Genomic DNA, 19,238 nt, shown 5'->3' with positions numbered 1-19,238 from the left:
CTTTCACTAATTGAGTAGTGAAAGAGTGGCGTAAGGAAGGGGCGGCGTCAAGCGACGCCGCCCCCGGGTGAGTTGGGTCTGTGGGCCCTTGCCTCAGGACTCCGTCCGGTACATCAGGTCCACCTCGTGCGTCGCGAAGCCCATCCGCTCGTAGACGGCCAGCGCCGCCTTGTTGTCCGCGTCCACGTAGAGCATCGCGGTCGGCAGCGCCTCGGCGGCCAGGTGGCGCAGCCCGATCGCGGTGAGCGCCTTGCCGAGCCCGCCGCCCTGCGCGTCGGGCCGGATGCCGACGACGTACACCTCGCCGAGCTGCTCCTCGGCGTGCACCTTCGTCCAGTGGAAGCCGATCAGCTCGCCGTCGCGCTCGGCCAGGAAGAACCCCTTCGGGTCGAACCACGGCTCCGCCTTGCGGTCGTCCAGGTCGCGCTGGGTCAGCGAGCCCTGCTCCGGGTGGTGGGCGAAGGCGGCCCGGTTCACCGCGAGCCAGGCGGCGTCGTCCTCGCCGGGCACGAAGGTACGGATGGTGACGCCGGTCGGCAGCACCGGCTCCGCGATGTCCGGCGGAGCCAACGGGCGGCGCAGCTGGCGCAGTTCGCGGAAGAGCGAGAGTCCGAGGACCTGCGCGAGATGCCGCGCCGCGGACTTCCCGCCGTGCGCCCACACCCGCAGCCGCTTCCCGGTCGCGGCGAGCAGCGCCGCGCCCAGCGCCCGCCCGTGCCCCTGCCCCCGGTACGCCGGATGCACGACCAGCTCGGCCGCCGGAGCCTCGACGGGGTCGGTGTCCTCCAGCTGTGCGTACCCGACCAGGACCGCCCCGCTGGTCAGCAGCAGGTGCCGGACGCCCGCCCGCGGCCCGCCCCGAAGCTGCAACCGCCCCTGCTCGGAGACGGCCTGCCTGCCGTCGGACCGGGCCGCCTCGGCGAGCAGATCGGACACGGCGTCCGCCTGCTCGGGGGAGAGCTCGTCGAGCGTCCGGATCTCACGTCCGGGAGCGGGGAGGGGTGCGTCAGTCGTCATGTCTACGAGCCTAAGGGGGCGAGGTGCGTACCGGGGTGGTGCGCGGGCGCTTCGGGACTCGGTCGGCGGTCTGCGGTGTGTTGAGCACACCGTCGGCGATACGGGAGAGATCTTCGGCGCTGGGCAGCAGCTCGCGCACGCTGTCGGGCAGCCCGGCACAGGTGCCGACGGCCGGCGGCGACCTCGGCGCCTCACCGCATGGCAACCAGTTCGTAACCCCGGACACCTGTCGCGCTACGCGCGTTGACCCTAGGCTGCGCACGAAGTCTCCAGACTCGTCACCACTTTCGACCTCCCGCTGAACTCACAAGGGGACCGATGTCAGCGACACCGCAGAAGAACCGCGCATCCCGGCGGGTGCTCGCCGCCGCGGCCGGGCTCGCCACCGTCGGCGCGCTCGTCGCCGCGATGCCGGCCGGCGCCCAGGACCGCCACGGCCACGGACACGGGGGCGGCCACCACAAGCCGGGCCGCACTGTCGACGTGCAGCTGCTGTCCTTCAACGACTTGCACGGGAACCTGGAGCCGCCGGCCGGCTCGGCCGGCACGGTCACCGAGACGCAGGCGGACGGCACGACCAAGGCGATCCCGGCCGGCGGCGTCGAGTACCTCGCCTCCTCGCTGCGCACCGCGCGCAAGGGGCACCCGTACTCGATCACCGCGGCCGGCGGCGACATGGTGGGCGCGAGCCCGCTGCTGTCCGGCCTCTTCCACGACGAGCCGACCATCGAGGCGCTCAACAAGATCGACCTCGATGTGACGACCGTCGGCAACCACGAGTTCGACGAGGGCGCCACCGAGCTGGCCCGCCTCCAGAACGGCGGCTGCCACCCGGTCGAGGGATGCTACGAGAAGGACAAGAAGTTCGAGGGCGCCGACTTCCCCTACCTCGCCGCCAATGTGACGAACGAGAAGTCCGGCAAGCCGATCCTCAAGCCGTACACGGTCTGGAAGAAGAACGGCGTCAAGATCGGCTTCATCGGGGTGACCCTGGAGGGCACGCCGAACATCGTCACGGCCAACGGCGTCAAGGGCCTGAAGTTCCACGACGAGATCGAGACGATCAACAAGTACGCCAAGGAGCTGGACCGCCAGGGCGTCAAGTCCATCGTCGCGCTGATCCACGAGGGCGGGGCCCCGGCCTCCACCTCGTACAACTACGACTGCGACTCCTCCGGCGCCGGCGACGGCATCTCCGGGCCGATCACCGACATCGCCAAGGGCATCACGCCCAAGGTCGACACCCTGGTCACGGGCCACACCCACCAGGCGTACGTGTGCACGATCCCGGACCCGGCGGGCAACCCGCGCATGGTCACCTCGGCGTCCTCCTTCGGCAAGCTCTACACCGACACGACGCTCACCTACGACCGCCGCACCAAGGACATCGTCCGTACGTCGGTGAAGTCGGCCGGTGCCAAGAACCCGAAGTCGGCGAACCACATCGTCAGCCGGGACCAGCCCAAGGCCAACGACATGACGGCCCTGATCGCCCGCTGGAACACCCTCGCGGCGCCCATCTCGAACCGGCCGCAGGGCTACATCACCGCCGACATCAACGGCCGCGGCTCCACTGCCCCCGAGAAGCCGCTCGGTGACCTGATCGCCGATGCCCAGCTGGAGGGTCTGGCCCCGGCGGACAAGGGCGGGGCGGTCGTCGCCTTCATGAACCCGGGCGGCATCCGCGCGGACCTGGTCCACAAGGCGTCCGGCGCCGAGGGCGACGGGGTGGTGACGTACGGGGAGTCCTTCACCGTGCAGCCCTTCACCAACATGATGAACGTCGTCGACCTGACCGGCGCCCAGCTGGTCCAGGCGCTCCAGCAGCAGGTCAGCGGCTCCAACGAGGCCAGCCCGAAGATCCTCCAGATCTCCAAGGGCCTCACCTACACCCTGGACATGACGAAGACGGGGGCGGCCCGTGTGGTCACCGACACCATCGAGCTCAACGGTGAGGCGATCGACCCGGCCAAGACCTACCGCGTCGCGATGAACGAGTTCCTGGCGGGCGGCGGCGACGGCTTCGCGGCGCTCGGCCAGGGCACGAACAAGCTGGTCGGCCCCTCCGACCTGGACGTGTTCAACGCCTACCTGGCGGCCCACTCCACGGCCCAGGCACCGCTGGCTCCGCCGGCGGCGGACCGGATCACGGTCATCCAGTAGTAACTCCCGTACGCGGGTGAGCGGGGCGGTGGGCCGGCGGGCCCACCGCCCTTCTGCGTTTCCGTGGCCGGTTCAGGGCGCCGAACCGGCTCGGGCGAGCGTGAACCAGACCGCCTTCCGGTACGGGAAACAGCCGCCCAGCACGGTCATTCCCCAGGCGAGCGCCAGCCGTTCCACGAGCAACAGCCCACGCCCGCCCTCCTGTTCGCCTACCTCCTCGCGTACCTCGCGGAAGGCCGGTGGTTCGGGCAGGGCCCAATGGTCGTCGTCCGCGACGGAGACCGTGACCTGTTTGCGCTGCACGGTCACGCCGACCCGGATCAGGGACGTACGCGTGTGGCGGTGGGCGTTGGTGACCACTTCGGTGACGCACAGGCGTGCGTCGTCGATCAGGCCGCGGTGTCTGCTGACGGTCAGCAGCGACGAGAGGAAGTCGCGTGACAGCTTCGCGGCGCAGGACGTGTTCGGCAGCGCGAGCCGGTAGACCTCGCCGCCCGGTGGGCCCGGCGGTGCGGAGCGGGGGGTTGCGTGGACGTGGGGCATGTCGTTCTCCCAACGCGGTGCGGTGTGAACGGGTGCGCTGCTCGTCGTCCGTGGCGATGGCCGTACGCGGGCATGTCCGAACACACCTATGTACAGCTGCACTTCGGGTTTACCGGCGTGCGGCGCGGCATGTAAGGACGGTAGCGTGGGAGTATCAATTGTTGTGTAGGAACCCATAATTCTTGCGAGAAGTGGACCCCTTCGAGTGGATGCGGCCAGACTGGGTTTCGACAAGAGGAGAGGTTGATGCCACCGAGGAAGCCCCCTACCGCGCGGCAGTGCCGACTGGGTGCGGAGCTGCGCAAGATGCGCGAGCACGCCGGTCTGACGCCGACCGAGGCCGCAGCCCTGCTGGGCACGGACCGCACCACGATCAGCAACACCGAATCGGGACGGTTCGGAGTGAGCGGTGCGCGGGTGCGCACATGGGCCGGGCACTACGCGTGCTCCGATGCGGCCTATGTCGACGCACTCGCCGGCATGGCCGAGGAGCGGATAAAGGGGTGGTGGGAGGACTATCGCGGCGAGCTTTCCGGGAGCGCTCTCGACCTGGCGGAACTGGAGCATCACGCGGCGGGCTTCCGCTCGGTTCAGATCATGCATATGCCCGGTCTGCTTCAGACCGAGGACTATGCGCGTGCCGTCTACTCGGAATCCCTGCCCGCGCCGACCCCGGCGAGTCTCCGGCGAAGGATCTCGCATCGGTTGAGGCGCAGGGATGTGCTCGACCGGTCGAATCCGCCTGTCTGTACGTTCTTGGTCCACGAAGCGGCGCTGCGGATGCAGTTCGGCGGGCGCAAGGTGGCGCGTGGACAGCTTGAGCACCTTCTGAAGGAGTCGGAACGCGACAATGTCACCGTGCGAGTGATCCCGTTCGCAGTGGGCGGCTTTCCGAATGCGGGCAGCTCGACCCACTATGTCTACGGTCCGGTTCCGCAGCTCGACACCGTGCAGACGGACGCCCTGTTGGGCTCCGGTTTCGTCGACGCCGAGGCGCGGCTCCAGGTCTTTCGGGCGGTACTCGACCGGACGGAAGGGCGATCGCTCGATCCGCAGAGTTCGAGAGACTTCATCAAGGAAGTCGCAGAGCAAGTGTGAAGGCGTGAGAATCATGGAAATTCAGTGGCGAAAGTCGTCCAAGTCGGCCGATGCCGACGGCGACAACTGTCTGGAACTCGCCGAGTTCGGCGGCGAGATCCTCATGCGTGAGAGTGACAATCCGGACGTGATCATCCGTACGAGCCGTGCCAAGCTTCGCGCCTTCCTCGGTGGCGCCAAGGAAGGCGAATTCGACGATCTGGCCTGAGCTGCCACGCTCTCGCTTCGGGCGGCTCCCACCGGCGCAGGTGGGGGCCGCCCGCTGCTGTTGCATCTCATCCTTGGCGAATATTCATCTCACTCGTTAGATATCAAACACTTGATACGGGCTCGCGCAAAGTACTAGCTTCGAGGCGCGCCCCCGGTCTAACCGGCCCACAGCGGTCGGTGTCCGTGGCGCGCAACTCCGCTCAGCGCTGCGCCAGTTGGGCGGAGTTCCGAAGGGCCTCCCCGCCGCCTGCCGCTCGTCACGCCGGCCGCAGGTGCGGGGCGGTTCCGATGGGGCATCAGGAGGCATCCCGTGAGCGAGCAGCCACCCGTACCGTCCGCGACGCGCGTGTTCTGGTGCGAGCGGGTCACCTACCGCACGATGGAGGCCGACGAGATCGCCGAGGTGTTCCGGCACAAGGCGCTCGACCCCGCCGGGGCGATCCGCTTCATCCGGCTGGAGGTGCGGGCGCTGGCCGCCGGACTGCCGCTCTTTGAACGTCACCGGGCGCTGAGCTGGGTGGACGGCGGCGGATGTGTCGCTGCCATCGGTGCGCTCCATCGCGGTGAGCCCTGCGGTCTCTCGCTCAGTCACCAGGGTGCCTGGATCGAGTGGACCGTACGTCCGGGTTCCGGCTCTCCCGCGGACGCCGGGGACCCGCTGTCCGCGGTGCCGCCGGGGTGAAATTATGGCTGGAGGCGGGTCGGCCCCGAGCGTTTCACGAGGGGCGCGGGGCCCGGTCGTACCGCTGCATCAGGCTGGGGAGCCGTGCGGCGTCGGAGGTGTTGTGCGTTCGGACCTTCTCCAGTTCGGGGGTGTGGTCGTTGATGGCCGCGTTTTCGTACTCCGCCTCGACGGCGAAGTTCACACCCAGCAGGTTGACCCGCAGCTTGCAGGAGATGTCGGCCGTGGCGACGGCGATCTCCTCGCGGCTGGGCCGGGAGCTGCGCAGGTCCCAGCGGGAGTCTTCGAGGGCGGCGTCGGGATCGCGGTAGGTGAATCCCCTGCCCCGCATGCAGGAGGACCACGTCCGGTTCACCGCCGTGACCCGGGGGTCCGAGCGCGAGCGCTCGAACGCCTCGTGGCGCAGCCGGGCGACGAGGTCGTTGCCGCGTTGGGCCGTCTCCGCGTCGTCCGCGTACACCGTTCGTTCGGCCTGTCCCGCGCATCCGCCTCGGGGAACCAGCTTGCGGTGTAGGGGCGTTGACGACGCCCGGCCGTCCGCCTTGCGGCCCGACAACACCTCGCGCTCCGGCAGGGACAGGGCGTTCGCGATCTGCGGAGCATGAGTCCCGCCGGGGTCCTTGCCGAGGTGGTACCCGCGTTCGGCGGCGATGGCCCGGTCGCTGATCCCGTACCGGCGCGACTCGTACTCGCGCCACGTCGCGACCGTGGTTGCGACGTATTCGCTGGTCAGGTGGGGCAGATAGCGGAATCCGAAGCCGCGCATGCAGTGCTGTTGCACGCGGTAGACGAGGTACTCGCCGGTGGCCTGGTCCTCGGGAGTGGGGAGGTAGGCGTTCAGCGGCAGCCGGAGGTTGGCTGTGGTGGCCGGGGTCGGCGTCGCCACGGGCCCGGGAGCGGCGGGCGGTCGCGACGGTTCGCCGCCGCACCCGGAGACGAGAAGGGTGGTGGTCAGCGCACCTGCGGACAGGGCGGTGAGCCAGGCCGTTCGACGCCGGAAGGCTGCCCGTTCCGTGTTCTCGGGTGGTTCTGCCATGTCTGGACTCTCCGCTCTCTCGGGTCCCGGTGAGGCTGGAAGGCCCCGCCCGCACCTGGGGCGCGGGCGGGGCGGTCGTGCAGGTCCGGCTCAGGTGCAGCTGTCCACCCGGATCGAGGCTTCGTTGTTGCGCAGGCCGCTGGTCAGGTTTCCCGCACGCCCGGCGTGGAGCCAGTTCGAGTCACCCTTGAAGCCGGGGGAGTAGAAGGCGGTGACGTGGCAGTTGACGGTGTTGTTGCCCATGGAGGCGGCGTTGTTGCGCACCACCAGCCCGGCACCCGCCGAGCCCGTCCCATGGTTGGCGAACTTGTTGCCCGACAGGTCCGAGTCCGACGTCCCGGACGGAGTCCAGCTCGCGTTGGTGAGATTGGGGCTGTAGTAGAGGCACATGTAGGTGCCGCAGGGCTGCCAGAACGACGACCAGGTGTCGATGTTCGTCGATGTCGCACCGGCCGTCGGCGCGAGTGCGAGGGTGGCGGCGCTGGTCGCGGCGACGGCGATGCCCACCATGGACGCCCGCTTCAGGGATATGGCTCGTAACACGTTCATCTGTGGCTCCTGTGACTCGTGAGTTCGGGTGTACTGCCGGACACTCAGCTCCCGTAGCCATGCCTCGGCTGCGGGAAATCCCCCCGTCGGTCCGGGTGTGGCCCTGGGCGATCGGATCGCACAGGGCCGGATAGTGGCTTTCGCCCGGGGGCTGCCGGGGCCACCCTCGAAGGCGTTGCGTGTCCATGGTCGGGACGGGGCCGGGGGGCCGCGATGGTTTCGGTTCTGGCCGAACAGTGGCGCGCGGGAATCCGGGACCGGCACGAGGGGGACGCATGCTGAGTGTGAGTTTCACGCCCGAGGATCTGCTGGGGGTGACGTTCGCGACCGGTCCGGCACCCCTGATGGAGCTGATACTGGTCACCGGGATGGCTCAGCGCGACGTCTCGCCGGTGTTCAGGCGGTGGCAGCACGCGATCCGTGCCGGATTTCCGCAGGCCGCGCGCCGACTGCTGGAACTGGTGCCGCCCACGGCGACGGGCCCGATGTTCCTCGACCCGCTGAGCCATGGGCTGGAGGAAGGGCTCGACTTGGTCCTGTCGGCTCCCACCGACACCGTCCGCGCGGAACTGGGCCGGGTCTGCCGGGCGAGCCGTCCGCTCACCCCGTGGATCCGCTCACTGGCGGACCGGGACAAGGATGCCTGGCAGGACCTGGAGCAGGCCGTGCGGTCGGCGTACGCGAGCTTCGTGGCCCCGTCCTGGAGCCGGCTGCGGTCGGGATTCGACGCCGAACGTGCCTGGCGCACCCGGTTTCTCGCCGAGCACGGAATCCGTGCCACGCTGACCGGCCTCGTCCCCGGTGCGCGCTGGCAGGGAACGACCCTGGTCTTCGACTGCGCGAAGCACGGCGAGGTCATCCTGACCGGACACGGGCTCGTACTGCTGCCGTCCCTCGTGTGGGACGGCCCGCCCGTGGTCGCCGCGCACGACGACGCCCCGAGCATCCTCATCTACCCGGCCCTGACCCCGCTGCCGCTGCTCGGCCCGCGCGACGACGGCGATCCCCTGAGCGCCCTGCTGGGCCGTACCCGGGCGGCCGCCCTCGGCCTGCTCACCCAGCAGCTCACCACCACGGACATCGCCCGGGAGCTGGAGATCAGCAAATCGTCGGCCTCCGAACACACGAAGGCCCTCCGGGACGCGCGTCTGATCGTCACGCAACGCGAGGGCAAGGCGGTCCGGCATTCCTGCACCCCGCTGGGGCTGGACCTGCTGACCGGCACCGCGGCGGCACCGTGACGTGTGCCGTGCAGCCTGTTCTGCAGTGCCGTTCACCCTGTTCCCGGAGTGATGTGCACCCTGTTCCTGTGGTGGTGTGCAGCCTGTTCCGGTAGTGACGTGCACCCGTCATACTCTGACGGCTGACCCCCTGGGCCCCAGGCCCCAGGCCCCCACGGCAGACGGAGGCACTTCCCGCATGAGCCCGTACACCGCCACTCGCCGAAACTTCCTGGCCGGCGCACTCGCCGCCACCGCCACCGTCCTGATCGGCGGGGGAACCGCAGGTGCCGCCGGCCGCCAAGTCCTCGGCACCCAGGACTGGATGGGCGCCGTCCCCGACGCCACCGGGCTGCAGCGCCTCACGATCCCCGGCTCGCACGACTCCGGCGCCCGCTACGGCGGACCCTGGACCGAGTGCCAGAACACCACGATCGCCGAGCAGTTGAGCAGCGGCATCCGTTTCCTGGACGTACGGTGCCGGGTCACCGGTGGCTCGTTCGCGATCCATCACGGGGCCTCGTACCAGAACCTGATGTTCGGCGATGTGCTGGGCGCCTGCTGGGACTTCCTGGCGGCTCGCCCCACCGAGACGGTGCTGATGCGGGTCAAGCAGGAGTACTCGGAGGAGAGCGACGCGACGTTCCGGGCGGTTTTCGACGACTACCTAGACAACCGGGGCTGGCGGCCGCTGTTCCGCATCGATCCGGCGCTGCCCTCGCTGGGTCAGGCGCGCGGCAAGGTCGTGCTGCTGGCCGACAACGGCGGGCTGCCCGGTGTCCGGTACGCCGACTCGGCGCTCTTCGACATCCAGGACGACTACATGGCGGAGCCGTTCGCCAAGTACTCCAAGATCGAGGCCCAGTTCCGCAAGGCCGCCCAGCAGCCCGGGAAGCTGTACATGAACTACGTCAGCACCGCCGCCCTGATGCCGCCGCGCTGGAACGCGGACCGGCTCAACCCGCAGGTGCAGTCGTTCCTGGACGGCTCCGAGGCGGCGGGCTGGACCGGGCTGGGGATCGTCCCGCTTGATTTCCCCGCCACCCGGTCGGGCCTGGTGGAATCGCTGATCCGGCACAATCCGGGTGTCTGAGAGGCGCGGGCGGCCCCGTCGCGGGGCCCTGCCGTCGCCTGGTCGTGGCCTCCCGGCCGCCGGTCTCAGGCCCGTTTGTAGTAGTAGCCGGCGCCGGCGGAGTTCACGTAGAACTTGATGCCGCTGCCGTTGACGACGAAGTACGACGGGTCGAGACTCGGGTAGCAGTAGGGGACGCTGGGGCCGACGAGCTTGGCGGTGCCGACGTTGATACGGCTGCCGCCACTCGCCGTGGAGGTCACCTTCCCCTCGTACGGGCACTGGTTGTAGAGGTAGTCGGACAGGTGCACCACACCGGCGCGGGAGATGGTGATGGTGTTCGGCTGTCCGGAGTTGTACATGTCGCCGTACTTCCAGGTGCCCACGAACTTCGAGGGGACCGAGGTCCCGCCGCCCGAGCCGCCGGTGGATCCCGACGTGCCGCTCGAACCCCCGCCGCCCGACGTGCTGGTGCCGCCTGTCGACGACGATCCGCCGCCACCGGACGAGCTGCTGGACGAGCCGCCGGACGAGGTCCCGCCTGTAGACGACGTGTCGCCCGCGCCGGAGGACCCCGAACTTCCGCCCGGGGCCTGGGCGTTCCGGCCGTCCTCTCCGTCCCGGCCGTCCTTGCCGTCGTCGCCCGGCTTGTTCTTGTCGCCGGAGGAGCCGGGGCTCTTCTTCGCCTTCGAGGGGGCGCCCTCCGGCGATGACGACGACGATGACGACGGCGACGTGGGGGAGGCCATGCTCGTCGCGCCGGCGGACGGTGCGGACGCGTGGTTTCCGCTGTCGCTGCTGAACGGCTGGAGCACGGCCACCGTGCCGCCGCCCCCGGCCAGGACCACAACCACGGGGACGGACACGACCCACCTGCGCCGCCGCTCCTCCCGCTTGCGCTTCGGCTCGGTCGTCCCGCCGACGAGAACCGCCTCGGGGACGACCTCGGGAGCGGGCCCGGCCGCCCGGAGGCCGACCGTGCTGCGGTCCACGCGCTCCTGCCGTACCGGCGCCGCCTCCGCGTCCAGGAGCTGCGCCGACTGCCGTGCGAGGTGGCCCACCACCTCCGCCGGCAGCCACGACGCCGTCGGCGGGGCCAGGCGATGACCGTCGGAATCGGCCAACAGCTCGTCCACGGAGGGGCGTTCGTCGGCCGACTTGGTCAGGAGGCGGCTGATGAGGGTGCGCAGGCCCTCGTCGCGCACCCTCTTGAGGTCGGGGACGGCCTCGACTATGTGGTACATCACCGCGTGCTGGTTGCTCACCCCGTGGCCGAACGGGAGCGTGCCGGTCGCCGCGTAGGTCAGTACGGTCCCGAGCGTGAACACATCGCTCTTCGGACTCGCGCTCTCGCCGAGGATCTGCTCCGGGGACATGAAGCCCGGTGACCCGATCACCATCCCCGTGCTGGTGAGCAGGGATTCGACCGAGGTCTCGACGGCGCGGGCGATGCCGAAGTCGATGACCTTGGGGCCCTCGACCGTGAGCATCACGTTCGAGGGCTTGAGGTCGCGGTGGACGATGCCGGCCGCGTGGATGTCCTTGAGTGCCCGCAGCAGCCCGTCTGCGAGAGCGAGCACGGATTCGGTGGGGAGCGCGCCGTGGCCCCGCACGATCTGTTCGAGTGAGAGCCCCGGTACGTAGCCGGTGGCCACCCAGGGGTACTCCTCGTCGGGGGCCGCGTCCAGCACGGGCGCGGTGTAGTGCTCGCCCACCCGCCTCGCCGCGTCGACCTCGCGGCGGAAACGGGCCCTGAACTGGGGATCCGCGACGTGCTCCGCGTGCACCACCTTGACCGCGACCGTGCGGCCGCCCTCGGAACGGGCGAGGTAGACCCGGCCCATACCGCCCGCTCCGAGCCTGCCGAGCAACAGATAGGGCCCGATGCGGGCCGGGTCGTTCGCGGTCAGCGGCTTGATGCCGCCGTCGATGTTGTCCTCGCTGCTCTCGTGATCGTCGTTGTGCACGCTGGTCATGTTCGAGCGCTCCCCCGCGTGTCCCGCGCCGCAGCCCGTGGGACCGTCTCAGTCATCCGAAGTCCGCTTGCTCTGCTGCGACTTGAAGCAGTCGGTGTTCAGTCTGAGGTACGACACGCAGCTATTGGAGCTACTTCCGGAAAGAATTCCAGAAGCTTCACTACGCTGTTCCCGGAGACACTCCACGAGGGACCTGCGGTTCCGGGAACGAGGACGGCATCGATGAGCCCGAAGCAACAACGTGGTGAGGCCACTGCCGCCCAGGTGCTCGACTGCGCACTCGACATCTATGTGGCGGAGGGCGAATCCGGCCTCACGCTCTCCGCGATCACCTCGGCCAGCGGGGTCAGCGCGGGAAGCATCTACCACCACTTCGGCAGCCTCCAAGGAGTGGCGCTCGCGCTCGCGCAGTCCTGGCTGGGCCGGCTCCTCGACGATCTGGGCAAGGCGCTGGAGCAGACGGACGACGCCCGTTCCGGCGTCCACGCCGTGGTGCGGGCCTACTTCCGCTTCGCCCAGCTCCACCCGGACGCGGCACGGCTCATGCACTCCGTCACCGCGGACCGCGAGATCGCGGTACACGCCCGCCGGCTCCGGGGCGCCCAGGAAGCCCGGCTGGCCCCGATCGCGGCCTGGCTGCACGCCCATCAGGCGTCCGGGCAGCTTGTCGACCTCCCCCTGCCCGTACTGGAGTCGCTGATCCTGGGCCCGGTGACGGGCATTGTGCGCCGCTGGCTCTCCGTCGGGGACATCGACATGGAAGAAGCCGCGCGGACGGTTCCGCACCACATCTGGCGCTCGGTCGGCCGGTGAGCGGGCCCGAATCAGGGCTTGCGTTTCTTTCGAATTGTGCGATGCTGGTTCTACTCTCAAAGGAGACAGAGCTATGCACGGCACTACCGAAGACCGCACTCTCCTGCCCGAGCACCGCGCGGAGATCGCTGAGCTCTGCGCCTTCCTGGACCGGACCCCACAAGCTGTGGAGCCGGCCATGCTGCGCGGCCCCGACGGCGCCACGCGCACGCTGCCCCCGGAGGTCTACGAGGCGCTGATGGTGGTGGTGCGGGCCCTGTCGGAGGGCAAGGCCGTGACGGTCGCACCGGTGAACACCACACTGACGACGCAAGAGGCTGCCGACCTCCTGGGAGTCAGCCGGCCGACGTTCGTCAAAATCCTGGATGAGGGCGGGATCCCCTTCTCGCGGCCCGGAAGACACCGCAGAGTGCTGCTGGCGGACGTTCTCGACTACAAGGAGAAGAGGCGCTCGCAGCGTCGCCGAGGACTGGACGAACTGGTCGGACTGACCGAGGACGCCGGTCTCTACGACAACTGATCAGCTGAATCCGCCCGAGTCGACTGGAGCGATGTGCAGCGCGTCGTCCTGGACACCTGTGTTCTTTTCCCGAACTACCTCAGGGACACATTGCTGAACCTTGCCGAGGCCGAGCTCTATGAGCCGCTCTGGTCCACCGACATCCTGGATGAGCTGACCAGGAATGTCGGCGAGCGGATCGGGGCCTTGAAGGCCAAGGGAATCGTCGAAGTCATGGCGGGCACGTTTCCCGACAGTCTCGTGTCGGGATACGAGGCGCTCATACCTGCCATGGCGAACGACCCCAAGGACCGGCATGTGCTGGCGGCGGCGGTCCGGGGACAGGCGCATGCCGTCGTCACGCTGAATGTGAAGGACTTCCCGGCCGAGGCGTCGGATCCGTACGAGATCGAGGTAATGCGCCCCGACGACTTCCTGCTGGACATGCTCGATCTCGCCCCGGTGGAGATGAACTCCGTCCTGCGTACGCAGGTGGGCTCCTACCGGAAGGAGCCCCGCGACCTGCACGGGCTGCTGGACAGGCTGGACGCGGGAGGCGCTCCGCAGTTCGCTGCCGAGTTCCGGCGCCGTCTCTGACTCCGCGCGGTACCCGGACCGCCCGTGCTCACAGCCCCGGCGGCGGCTGCGGTGCCCCCGGCAGGCGGATCGAGGCGATCGTGCCCGGACCCTCCACCGCCGGGCGCAGGGTGACCTCGCCGCCCGACTGCTGGACCGTGCGGGCGACGATCGACAGGCCCAGGCCCGAGCCGGGGAGCTGGCGGGCGGACGGGGAGCGCCAGAAGCGTTCGAAGACGTGGGGGAGTTCGTCGGCGGGGATGCCGGGGCCCTGGTCCCGCACGGTCAGCTCGCCGTCGCGCAGGGCGATCTCGATCGTGCCGCGGGGCGGGCTGAACTTGACCGCGTTGTCCAGGACGTTGACCACCGCCCGCTCCAGCGCGGCGGGCTCGGCCCGTACGTACCAAGGGGTCAGGTCGGCCCTGATGGTCAGCTCGGGTCCGCGCAGCCGGGCGCGTTCCAGTGCGGTGTCCGCGATGTCGTGCAGCGCGACGACCTGGAGCGGGCCGGGGGCGGGGGCGTCGGGGCGGGCCAGTTCCTGGAGGTCGCCGATGAGCGAGGCCAGCTCGGTCATCTGGGCCTTGACCGACTTCATCAGGGCCTTGCGGTCGTCGGGCGGGATGGCCCGGCCGGTGTCGTCGCTGCGAGCGAGGAGCTCGACGTTGGTGCGCAGGGACGTCAGGGGAGTGCGCAGCTCGTGGCCGGCGTCCGCGATCAGCTGGGCCTGGCGGTCGCGGGAGGTGGCCAGGGACGCGGTCATCGAGTTGAAGGAGCGGGACAGCCGGGCGATCTCGTCCTCGCCCTCGGCCGGGATGCGGACAGTGAGGTCCTCGGTGCGGGCGACGTGCTCGACGGCCCGGGTGAGCTCGTCCACGGGGCGCAGCCCGGTGCGGGCGATCCAGAGGCCGGCCGCGCCCGCGCCGATGACGCCGATGCCGGAGACGGCCAGGAGCATCCAGGCGAGGGTGGAGAGCGGGGCGTCGATCTCGCTCATCGGACGGGCGACGGAGACCGCGAAGCTTCCCGGGGCCAGGCCGGGCGCCGGGTTGTGGGGTGCGTACGCGTCTGTGTACACGCGCATCCTCTTGCCACTCTTCGTGCTGGCCGTGTGCAGGGCGTTGTCCCGCACACCGGCGGCCACGGCGATGTCGGCGGCCGTCACGCCGATCGGCGAGGCCCCGGCGGAGGTGCAGGTGCTCCCGGACACGGTGACGAGCTGCACGGTGTACGTCCCCTTGATCGGCGGGACGGTCGCCCGGTCGGGAAGGGTGCAGGCGATGAACAGCTTCTGCACGTACTCGTCGCTGACCGAGACATTGCGCAGCGAGGAATCCAGCTGGCTCTCCAGCTGCACCTTTGTCACGAACCAGCAGGCCGCCGCCACCACCGCGACGGCCGCAGCCACCGCCGTCGCCACCAGCAGCGCGAGCCGGGAGCGCAGCGGCAGGGCGCGGAGCCGATGCAGGATGCCGGTCATCCGTCACCGCCGCCGGAGCGGAGCGCGTAGCCGACACCCCGCACCGTGTGCACGAGGCGCGGCTCGCCGCCCGCCTCAGTCTTCCGGCGCAGGTACATCACGTACACGTCCAGGGAGTTGGAGCTCGGCTCGAAGTCGAAGCCCCACACCGCCTTGAGGATCTGCTCGCGGGTCAGCACCTGGCGCGGGTGGGCCAGGAACATCTCCAGCAGGGTGAACTCGGTACGGGTCAGCTCGACCCGGCGGGTGCCCCGGGTGACCTCGCGGGTGGCGAGGTTCATCCGCAGGTCCGCGAAGGCCAGCTCGTCGTCGGCGGGGACCGCGCCGCCCGCCGAGGCCGCGTACGAGCTGCGGCGCAGCAGGGCCCGGATGCGGGCGAACAGCTCGTCCAGCTCGAAGGGCTTGACCAGGTAGTCGTCGGCGCCCGCGTCGAGACCGGTGACCCGGTCGCCGACGGTGTCGCGGGCGGTGAGCATCAGGATCGGGGTGGTGGTGCCCGTGGAACGGAGCCGCCTGGCGGCGGTCAGGCCGTCCATCCGGGGCATCTGGATGTCGAGGACGATGAGGTCGGGGGCGTACGAATCCGCCTTGGCGAGGGCGTCGAGGCCGTCGGCGGCCACCTCGGTGCCGTAGCCCTCGAACGCGAGGCTGCGCTGCAGGGCCTCGCGCACGGCGGGCTCGTCGTCGACGATCAGGATGCGCTGCGGATCGTCTTCGGCGGGGCTCATCGCTCGTCGTCCTCTTCTCGTGCCGTGCGTCCCCGGGCGTTCCGGGGCGTGGTGCTCTCAGCCTCGCACGGCCGTGGCGCGTCGTCGTGCGGCCCGGCGCTTGCGGGCGGCGGCGGCACGGACCTCCGGGGCGCGGCCCGCCCCGGAGGTCGTCGCGAGTGTCGCGAGCAGTGCGAGGGGCAGGGCCAGGTCGGCCGGACCGGTGGGGGTGTGGGCGGGGTGTGAGGGGCGGTGCATGTTTCGGTCTCCTCGGGGGCTTCAGGAGTCTCAGGAGCTGTTGCCGGCCCGCAGGGTGTCGAGGTCGGCCTTGAGCGTGTTGACCGGGATGGCGAAGCCGAGGCCCACGCTGCCGGCGCTCGAACTGCTGGATCCGGACGAACTCGCCGAGTACATCGCGGAGTTGATGCCGATGATCTCGCCGTTCATGTTGATGAGTGCGCCGCCGGAGTTGCCGGGGTTGAGCGAGGCGTCGGTCTGGATGGCCTTGTACGTGGTGGTGGATTCACCGGTGTCGCCGTTGAACTGCCGGCCGCCGAACTCGAACGGCCACTGCTCGCCGCCGCTCTGTCCGCCCCGGCCCTGGCCGCTGCCGTCCTCCTTGGCGACGGTGACATCGCGGTCGAGGGCGGAGACGATGCCGCTGGTGACGGTGCCGGTGAGGCCCTCGGGCGAGCCGATCGCCACGACCTGGTCGCCGACCGCGACCTGCGAGGAGTCGCCCAGCGTGGCCGTCTTCAGCCCGCTCGCGCCCCGGAGCTTGATCAGCGCGAGGTCCTTGTCGGGGTCGGTGCCGACGACATCGGCGGTGTACGTCTTGCCGGTGCTGAGCGTCACCTTGATCGACGAGGCGCCGGAGATGACGTGGTTGTTGGTGACGACCTCGCCGTCGGACGTGATGACCACGCCGGAGCCGGTGGACTCACCCGCCGTCGAGGTCGCGTTGATCTCGACGATCATCGGCGAGACGGCCTCGGCGACACCGGAGACGGTGCCCTTGCTGCTCTGCGAGACGGTGGTGCCGGGGATGACGCTGCTCGCGCTGTTCGAGCTGTTGCCGGTGAGCTGCTCGACGACGGTGGCGGTGCCGCCGCCGACGATCGCCGCCGCGATCGCCACGGCCGCGAGGAGGGCGACCGGCCGCCTGGCCCGGTTCCGGGGCGCGGCCGGTTCCTGGGGTGCGGGTGGCGGGAAGTCCGGTCCGCCGACGCCGTTGCCCCCGTTGCCGTCGCTGCCGCCGTTCCCGCTGGGCCACACGGTGGTTCCGGGGCCCGTCGCGAATGGCTGCGCGGGCTGGTATGACGGCGGCGGCGGGTAGGCCGCGTCGCCGTTGCCGTACGAGGGGTACATCGGGTACTCGCCGCTCGGGCGCTGGCTCTCTGTCATGCATATGAGCGTGTCGGGCGAAGATGAGAGAAGCCTGAGCACGCGCTGAGAAGCCCGGCAGAAGCTCGTATGCCCGATATAAGGAGGCGGCCCCGGTACAAGGAGGCGGTCCCGGTGCGGTGGGGGCGCGACCCCGGCCCGATGAGGAGCGCGGCCCTGGCCGGACAGGGAACGGCCCGCCCGGGGGCCGGTCCTGCGACGGACCGCCCAGGGGCCGCCCTGCTGTCCGGCCTTCCGCTACTGAACCGTCGGCTCCCCGCAGCCGCACGAGCGCCGGACCACCAGGGCCGACGGGAACTGCTTCAGCCGCTCCCGCCGCGAACCCGACACCCGCAACGAGTCGTCGAGCACCAGATCCACCGCGGCCCGCGCCATCGCCGGGCGGTCGGAGGAGACCGTCGTCAGCGGCGGATCGGTCAGCCCGGCTTCCTTCACGTCGTCGAAGCCCGCCACCGCGAGCTCCCCGGGCACGTCGATGCGCAGCTCGCGCGCGGCCCGCAGCACCCCGATCGCCTGGTCGTCCGTCGAGCAGAAGATCGCCGGCGGCCGGTCCGGCCCGGCGAGCAGCTTCAGCGCCACCTGATAGGCGTCGTAACGGTTGTACGGGGCCTGGAAGAGCCGGCCCTCCGTCGAGCGCCCCGACTCGTGCATCGCCCGGCGCCAGCCCTCGACGTGGTCGGCGACCGGATCACCGACCGCCGGGGTGGACTCCACGCCGCCCAGACACGCCACGTACTCGTTGCCGTGCTCCAGCAGGTGCCGGGTGGCGAGCTGGGCGCCGCCGACGTCGTCGGTGACGACCGCGACGTCGTCGATCGCCTCCGGCCGCTCGTGCAGCAGCACGACCCGCGCGTCCCACGCCTCTATCTCGGCCGCCGCCCGCTCACTGGGGCCCTGGCTGACCAGGATCAGGCCGGAGACCCGCATGCCGAGGAAGGCCCGCAGATAGTGGACCTCGCGCTCGTCGCGGTAGTCGGAGTTGCCGACGAGCACCATTTTCCCGCGCTCGGCGGCGGCCTGTTCGACCGCGTGCGCCATCTCGGCGAAGAACGGCTGCCGGGCGTCCGGCACGATCATCCCTATGAGATCGGTCCGCCGCGACGCCATCGCCTGGGCAACCCGGTCCGGCCGGTAGCCCAGCTCCTTGATCGCGGCGAGCACCCGCTCGCGCGTGGCCGGGGCGACCGGCCTCGGTCCGTTGTTGATGACGTAGCTGACGACCGCGGTCGACGTCCCCGCCAGTCTCGCCACATCGTCCCGCGTCACCTTGGCCACGCGCGGCAGTCTACGCGGATATACCTACCTCCCGGCAGGCCGGACCGGGGCTTCTTCCCTCATCGCGGCAGCCCGCGACTGCTCCGAACGGGTCTGGGGTTCTGCGGCCGCCTTCGTCGCGGCCCGGTCCTTGGCCTCCTCGGCTGCGCGCTCCACCTTCTCGGGCACCACGAAGCGGTAGCCGACATTGCGGACCGTGCCGATCAGCGACTCGTGCTCGGGGCCGAGCTTGGCGCGCAGCCGCCGCACATGGACGTCGACCGTCCGCGTGCCGCCGAAGTAGTCGTATCCCCAGACCTCCTGGAGCAGCTGGGCGCGGGTGAAGACCCGTCCCGGGTGCTGCGCCAGGTACTTGAGCAGTTCGAATTCCTTGAAGGTCAGGTCCAGGACCCGGCCCTTCAGCTTCGCGCTGTACGTGGCCTCGTCGACCGAGAGGTCGCCGTTGCGGATCTCCATCGGGGAGTCGTCGGAGCTGATCTGCTGCCGTCCGGTGGCCAGCCGCAGCCGGGCCTCCACCTCGGCCGGTCCCGCCGTGTCCAGCAGCACGTCGTCGATGCCCCAGTCGGCGGTGACGGCCGCGAGGCCGCCCTCCGTCACGACGAGGATCAGCGGACAGCCCGGTCCGGTGGACCGCAGCAGCTGGCACAGCGACCGCACCTGGGGGAGGTCGCGGCGGCCGTCGATCAGGATGACGTCGGCACCGGGGGTGTCGACGAGAGCGGGGCCTTCGGCCGGCGCCACCCGCACGCTGTGGAGCAGGAGTCCGAGGGCGGGGAGCACCTCCGTCGACGGTTGAAGGGCATTCGTCAGGAGCAGCAGTGAACTCATCGCCGCCCACCTGCCTGGGTCGTCGGTCGATGATCGTGCACGGTTCGCTCGCCCATTACGTCGGTCCTCCTCGTTCCCTGCGAGAGGGGCACT

General features: G+C 70.2%; 21 protein-coding genes. 9 read left to right on the top strand and 12 right to left on the bottom strand.

Annotated elements, in window-relative coordinates; translation table 11 throughout:
- Positions 1–93: 93 nt before the first annotated feature.
- Positions 94–1,017 (bottom strand): mycothiol synthase, encoded by a 924-nt coding sequence (gene mshD, locus ACIRJP_RS28675; RefSeq protein ID WP_404180037.1) that lies wholly within the window; start codon positions 1,015–1,017, stop codon positions 94–96.
- 10 nt (positions 1,018–1,027) lie between these two features.
- Positions 1,028–1,222 (bottom strand): hypothetical protein, encoded by a 195-nt coding sequence (locus ACIRJP_RS28670; RefSeq protein ID WP_404180034.1) that lies wholly within the window; start codon positions 1,220–1,222, stop codon positions 1,028–1,030.
- Between the two features lie 113 nt (positions 1,223–1,335).
- Between ACIRJP_RS28670 and ACIRJP_RS28665 the strand changes: the two genes are divergently transcribed.
- Positions 1,336–3,180, top strand: coding sequence for a bifunctional metallophosphatase/5'-nucleotidase (locus tag ACIRJP_RS28665; protein ID WP_404180031.1), 1,845 nt, complete (start codon positions 1,336–1,338; stop codon positions 3,178–3,180).
- A gap of 72 nt (positions 3,181–3,252) precedes the next feature.
- On the opposite strand, the gene ACIRJP_RS28660 is transcribed toward ACIRJP_RS28665, so the two are convergent.
- Complete coding sequence (locus tag ACIRJP_RS28660) at positions 3,253–3,723, bottom strand: ATP-binding protein (protein WP_404180028.1); 471 nt, start codon at positions 3,721–3,723, stop codon at positions 3,253–3,255.
- Between the two features lie 246 nt (positions 3,724–3,969).
- Between ACIRJP_RS28660 and ACIRJP_RS28655 the strand changes: the two genes are divergently transcribed.
- The 3 genes from ACIRJP_RS28655 to ACIRJP_RS28645 all read left to right on the top strand — a co-directional run bounded on the left by ACIRJP_RS28655 (position 3,970) and on the right by ACIRJP_RS28645 (position 5,713).
- Positions 3,970–4,821, top strand: a complete 852-nt coding sequence (locus ACIRJP_RS28655; protein ID WP_404180025.1) for a Scr1 family TA system antitoxin-like transcriptional regulator — start codon at positions 3,970–3,972, stop codon at positions 4,819–4,821.
- Between the two features lie 13 nt (positions 4,822–4,834).
- Entirely contained in the window at positions 4,835–5,029 is a 195-nt protein-coding gene (locus ACIRJP_RS28650; protein WP_376626787.1) for a DUF397 domain-containing protein, read from the top strand.
- 312 nt (positions 5,030–5,341) lie between these two features.
- Positions 5,342–5,713, top strand: coding sequence for a hypothetical protein (locus ACIRJP_RS28645; RefSeq protein WP_404180022.1), 372 nt, complete (start codon positions 5,342–5,344; stop codon positions 5,711–5,713).
- Positions 5,714–5,747: 34 nt separating this feature from the next.
- Here ACIRJP_RS28645 and ACIRJP_RS28640 read toward each other — a convergent pair whose 3' ends face one another.
- Both ACIRJP_RS28640 and ACIRJP_RS28635 read right to left on the bottom strand, forming a co-directional pair.
- Positions 5,748–6,749 (bottom strand): hypothetical protein, encoded by a 1,002-nt coding sequence (locus ACIRJP_RS28640; protein WP_404180019.1) that lies wholly within the window; start codon positions 6,747–6,749, stop codon positions 5,748–5,750.
- A 90-nt stretch (positions 6,750–6,839) separates the two neighbouring features.
- On the bottom strand, positions 6,840–7,298 hold the full coding sequence (locus tag ACIRJP_RS28635) for a hypothetical protein (RefSeq protein ID WP_376415160.1): 459 nt from the start codon (positions 7,296–7,298) through the stop codon (positions 6,840–6,842).
- Positions 7,299–7,573: 275 nt separating this feature from the next.
- Between ACIRJP_RS28635 and ACIRJP_RS28630 the strand changes: the two genes are divergently transcribed.
- Together ACIRJP_RS28630 and ACIRJP_RS28625 are read left to right on the top strand one after the other, a co-directional pair.
- Complete coding sequence (locus ACIRJP_RS28630; protein WP_404180016.1) at positions 7,574–8,539, top strand: ArsR family transcriptional regulator; 966 nt, start codon at positions 7,574–7,576, stop codon at positions 8,537–8,539.
- Between the two features lie 178 nt (positions 8,540–8,717).
- Complete coding sequence (locus ACIRJP_RS28625; RefSeq protein ID WP_404180013.1) at positions 8,718–9,611, top strand: phosphatidylinositol-specific phospholipase C; 894 nt, start codon at positions 8,718–8,720, stop codon at positions 9,609–9,611.
- Between the two features lie 65 nt (positions 9,612–9,676).
- Here ACIRJP_RS28625 and ACIRJP_RS28620 read toward each other — a convergent pair whose 3' ends face one another.
- On the bottom strand, positions 9,677–11,566 hold the full coding sequence (locus tag ACIRJP_RS28620) for a serine/threonine-protein kinase (protein ID WP_404180010.1): 1,890 nt from the start codon (positions 11,564–11,566) through the stop codon (positions 9,677–9,679).
- A 222-nt stretch (positions 11,567–11,788) separates the two neighbouring features.
- Here ACIRJP_RS28620 and ACIRJP_RS28615 point away from each other — a divergent pair, with 222 nt between their 5' ends.
- The 3 genes from ACIRJP_RS28615 (at position 11,789) to ACIRJP_RS28605 (ending at position 13,475) form a co-directional block, all read left to right on the top strand.
- A complete protein-coding gene (locus ACIRJP_RS28615) occupies positions 11,789–12,379 on the top strand; it encodes a TetR/AcrR family transcriptional regulator (protein ID WP_404180007.1) in 591 nt (196 codons plus the stop codon).
- A 73-nt stretch (positions 12,380–12,452) separates the two neighbouring features.
- The gene (locus ACIRJP_RS28610) at positions 12,453–12,899 is read left to right on the top strand and encodes a helix-turn-helix domain-containing protein (protein WP_404180004.1); all 447 of its coding nucleotides are present in this window, start codon (positions 12,453–12,455) and stop codon (positions 12,897–12,899) included.
- A 33-nt stretch (positions 12,900–12,932) separates the two neighbouring features.
- Complete coding sequence (locus tag ACIRJP_RS28605) at positions 12,933–13,475, top strand: putative toxin-antitoxin system toxin component, PIN family (RefSeq protein WP_404180001.1); 543 nt, start codon at positions 12,933–12,935, stop codon at positions 13,473–13,475.
- A gap of 28 nt (positions 13,476–13,503) precedes the next feature.
- Here ACIRJP_RS28605 and ACIRJP_RS28600 read toward each other — a convergent pair whose 3' ends face one another.
- The 6 genes from ACIRJP_RS28600 to ACIRJP_RS28575 all read right to left on the bottom strand — a co-directional run bounded on the left by ACIRJP_RS28600 (position 13,504) and on the right by ACIRJP_RS28575 (position 19,145).
- Positions 13,504–14,931: a sensor histidine kinase gene (locus tag ACIRJP_RS28600; protein ID WP_404179998.1), complete on the bottom strand. Its 1,428-nt coding sequence runs from the start codon at positions 14,929–14,931 to the stop codon at positions 13,504–13,506.
- On the bottom strand, positions 14,928–15,659 hold the full coding sequence (locus ACIRJP_RS28595) for a response regulator transcription factor (RefSeq protein ID WP_404179995.1): 732 nt from the start codon (positions 15,657–15,659) through the stop codon (positions 14,928–14,930). Before ACIRJP_RS28595 ends, ACIRJP_RS28600 begins: the two co-directional genes overlap by 4 nt.
- Before the next feature lie 57 nt (positions 15,660–15,716).
- Complete coding sequence (locus ACIRJP_RS28590; protein WP_404179992.1) at positions 15,717–15,896, bottom strand: hypothetical protein; 180 nt, start codon at positions 15,894–15,896, stop codon at positions 15,717–15,719.
- A 30-nt stretch (positions 15,897–15,926) separates the two neighbouring features.
- Complete coding sequence (locus tag ACIRJP_RS28585) at positions 15,927–17,042, bottom strand: S1C family serine protease (protein ID WP_404179989.1); 1,116 nt, start codon at positions 17,040–17,042, stop codon at positions 15,927–15,929.
- 237 nt (positions 17,043–17,279) lie between these two features.
- Entirely contained in the window at positions 17,280–18,317 is a 1,038-nt protein-coding gene (locus tag ACIRJP_RS28580) for a LacI family DNA-binding transcriptional regulator (RefSeq protein WP_383716800.1), read from the bottom strand.
- Between the two features lie 24 nt (positions 18,318–18,341).
- Positions 18,342–19,145 (bottom strand): winged-helix domain-containing protein, encoded by an 804-nt coding sequence (locus ACIRJP_RS28575; protein WP_404179985.1) that lies wholly within the window; start codon positions 19,143–19,145, stop codon positions 18,342–18,344.
- Positions 19,146–19,238 lie beyond the last annotated feature (93 nt).

The organism is Streptomyces sp. NPDC102437 (genome assembly GCF_044765565.1).
Lineage (GTDB): Bacteria > Actinomycetota > Actinomycetes > Streptomycetales > Streptomycetaceae > Streptomyces.
The sequence above is the reverse complement of the archived record's forward strand: the minus strand, read 5'-3'. Positions and strand labels throughout refer to the sequence as shown.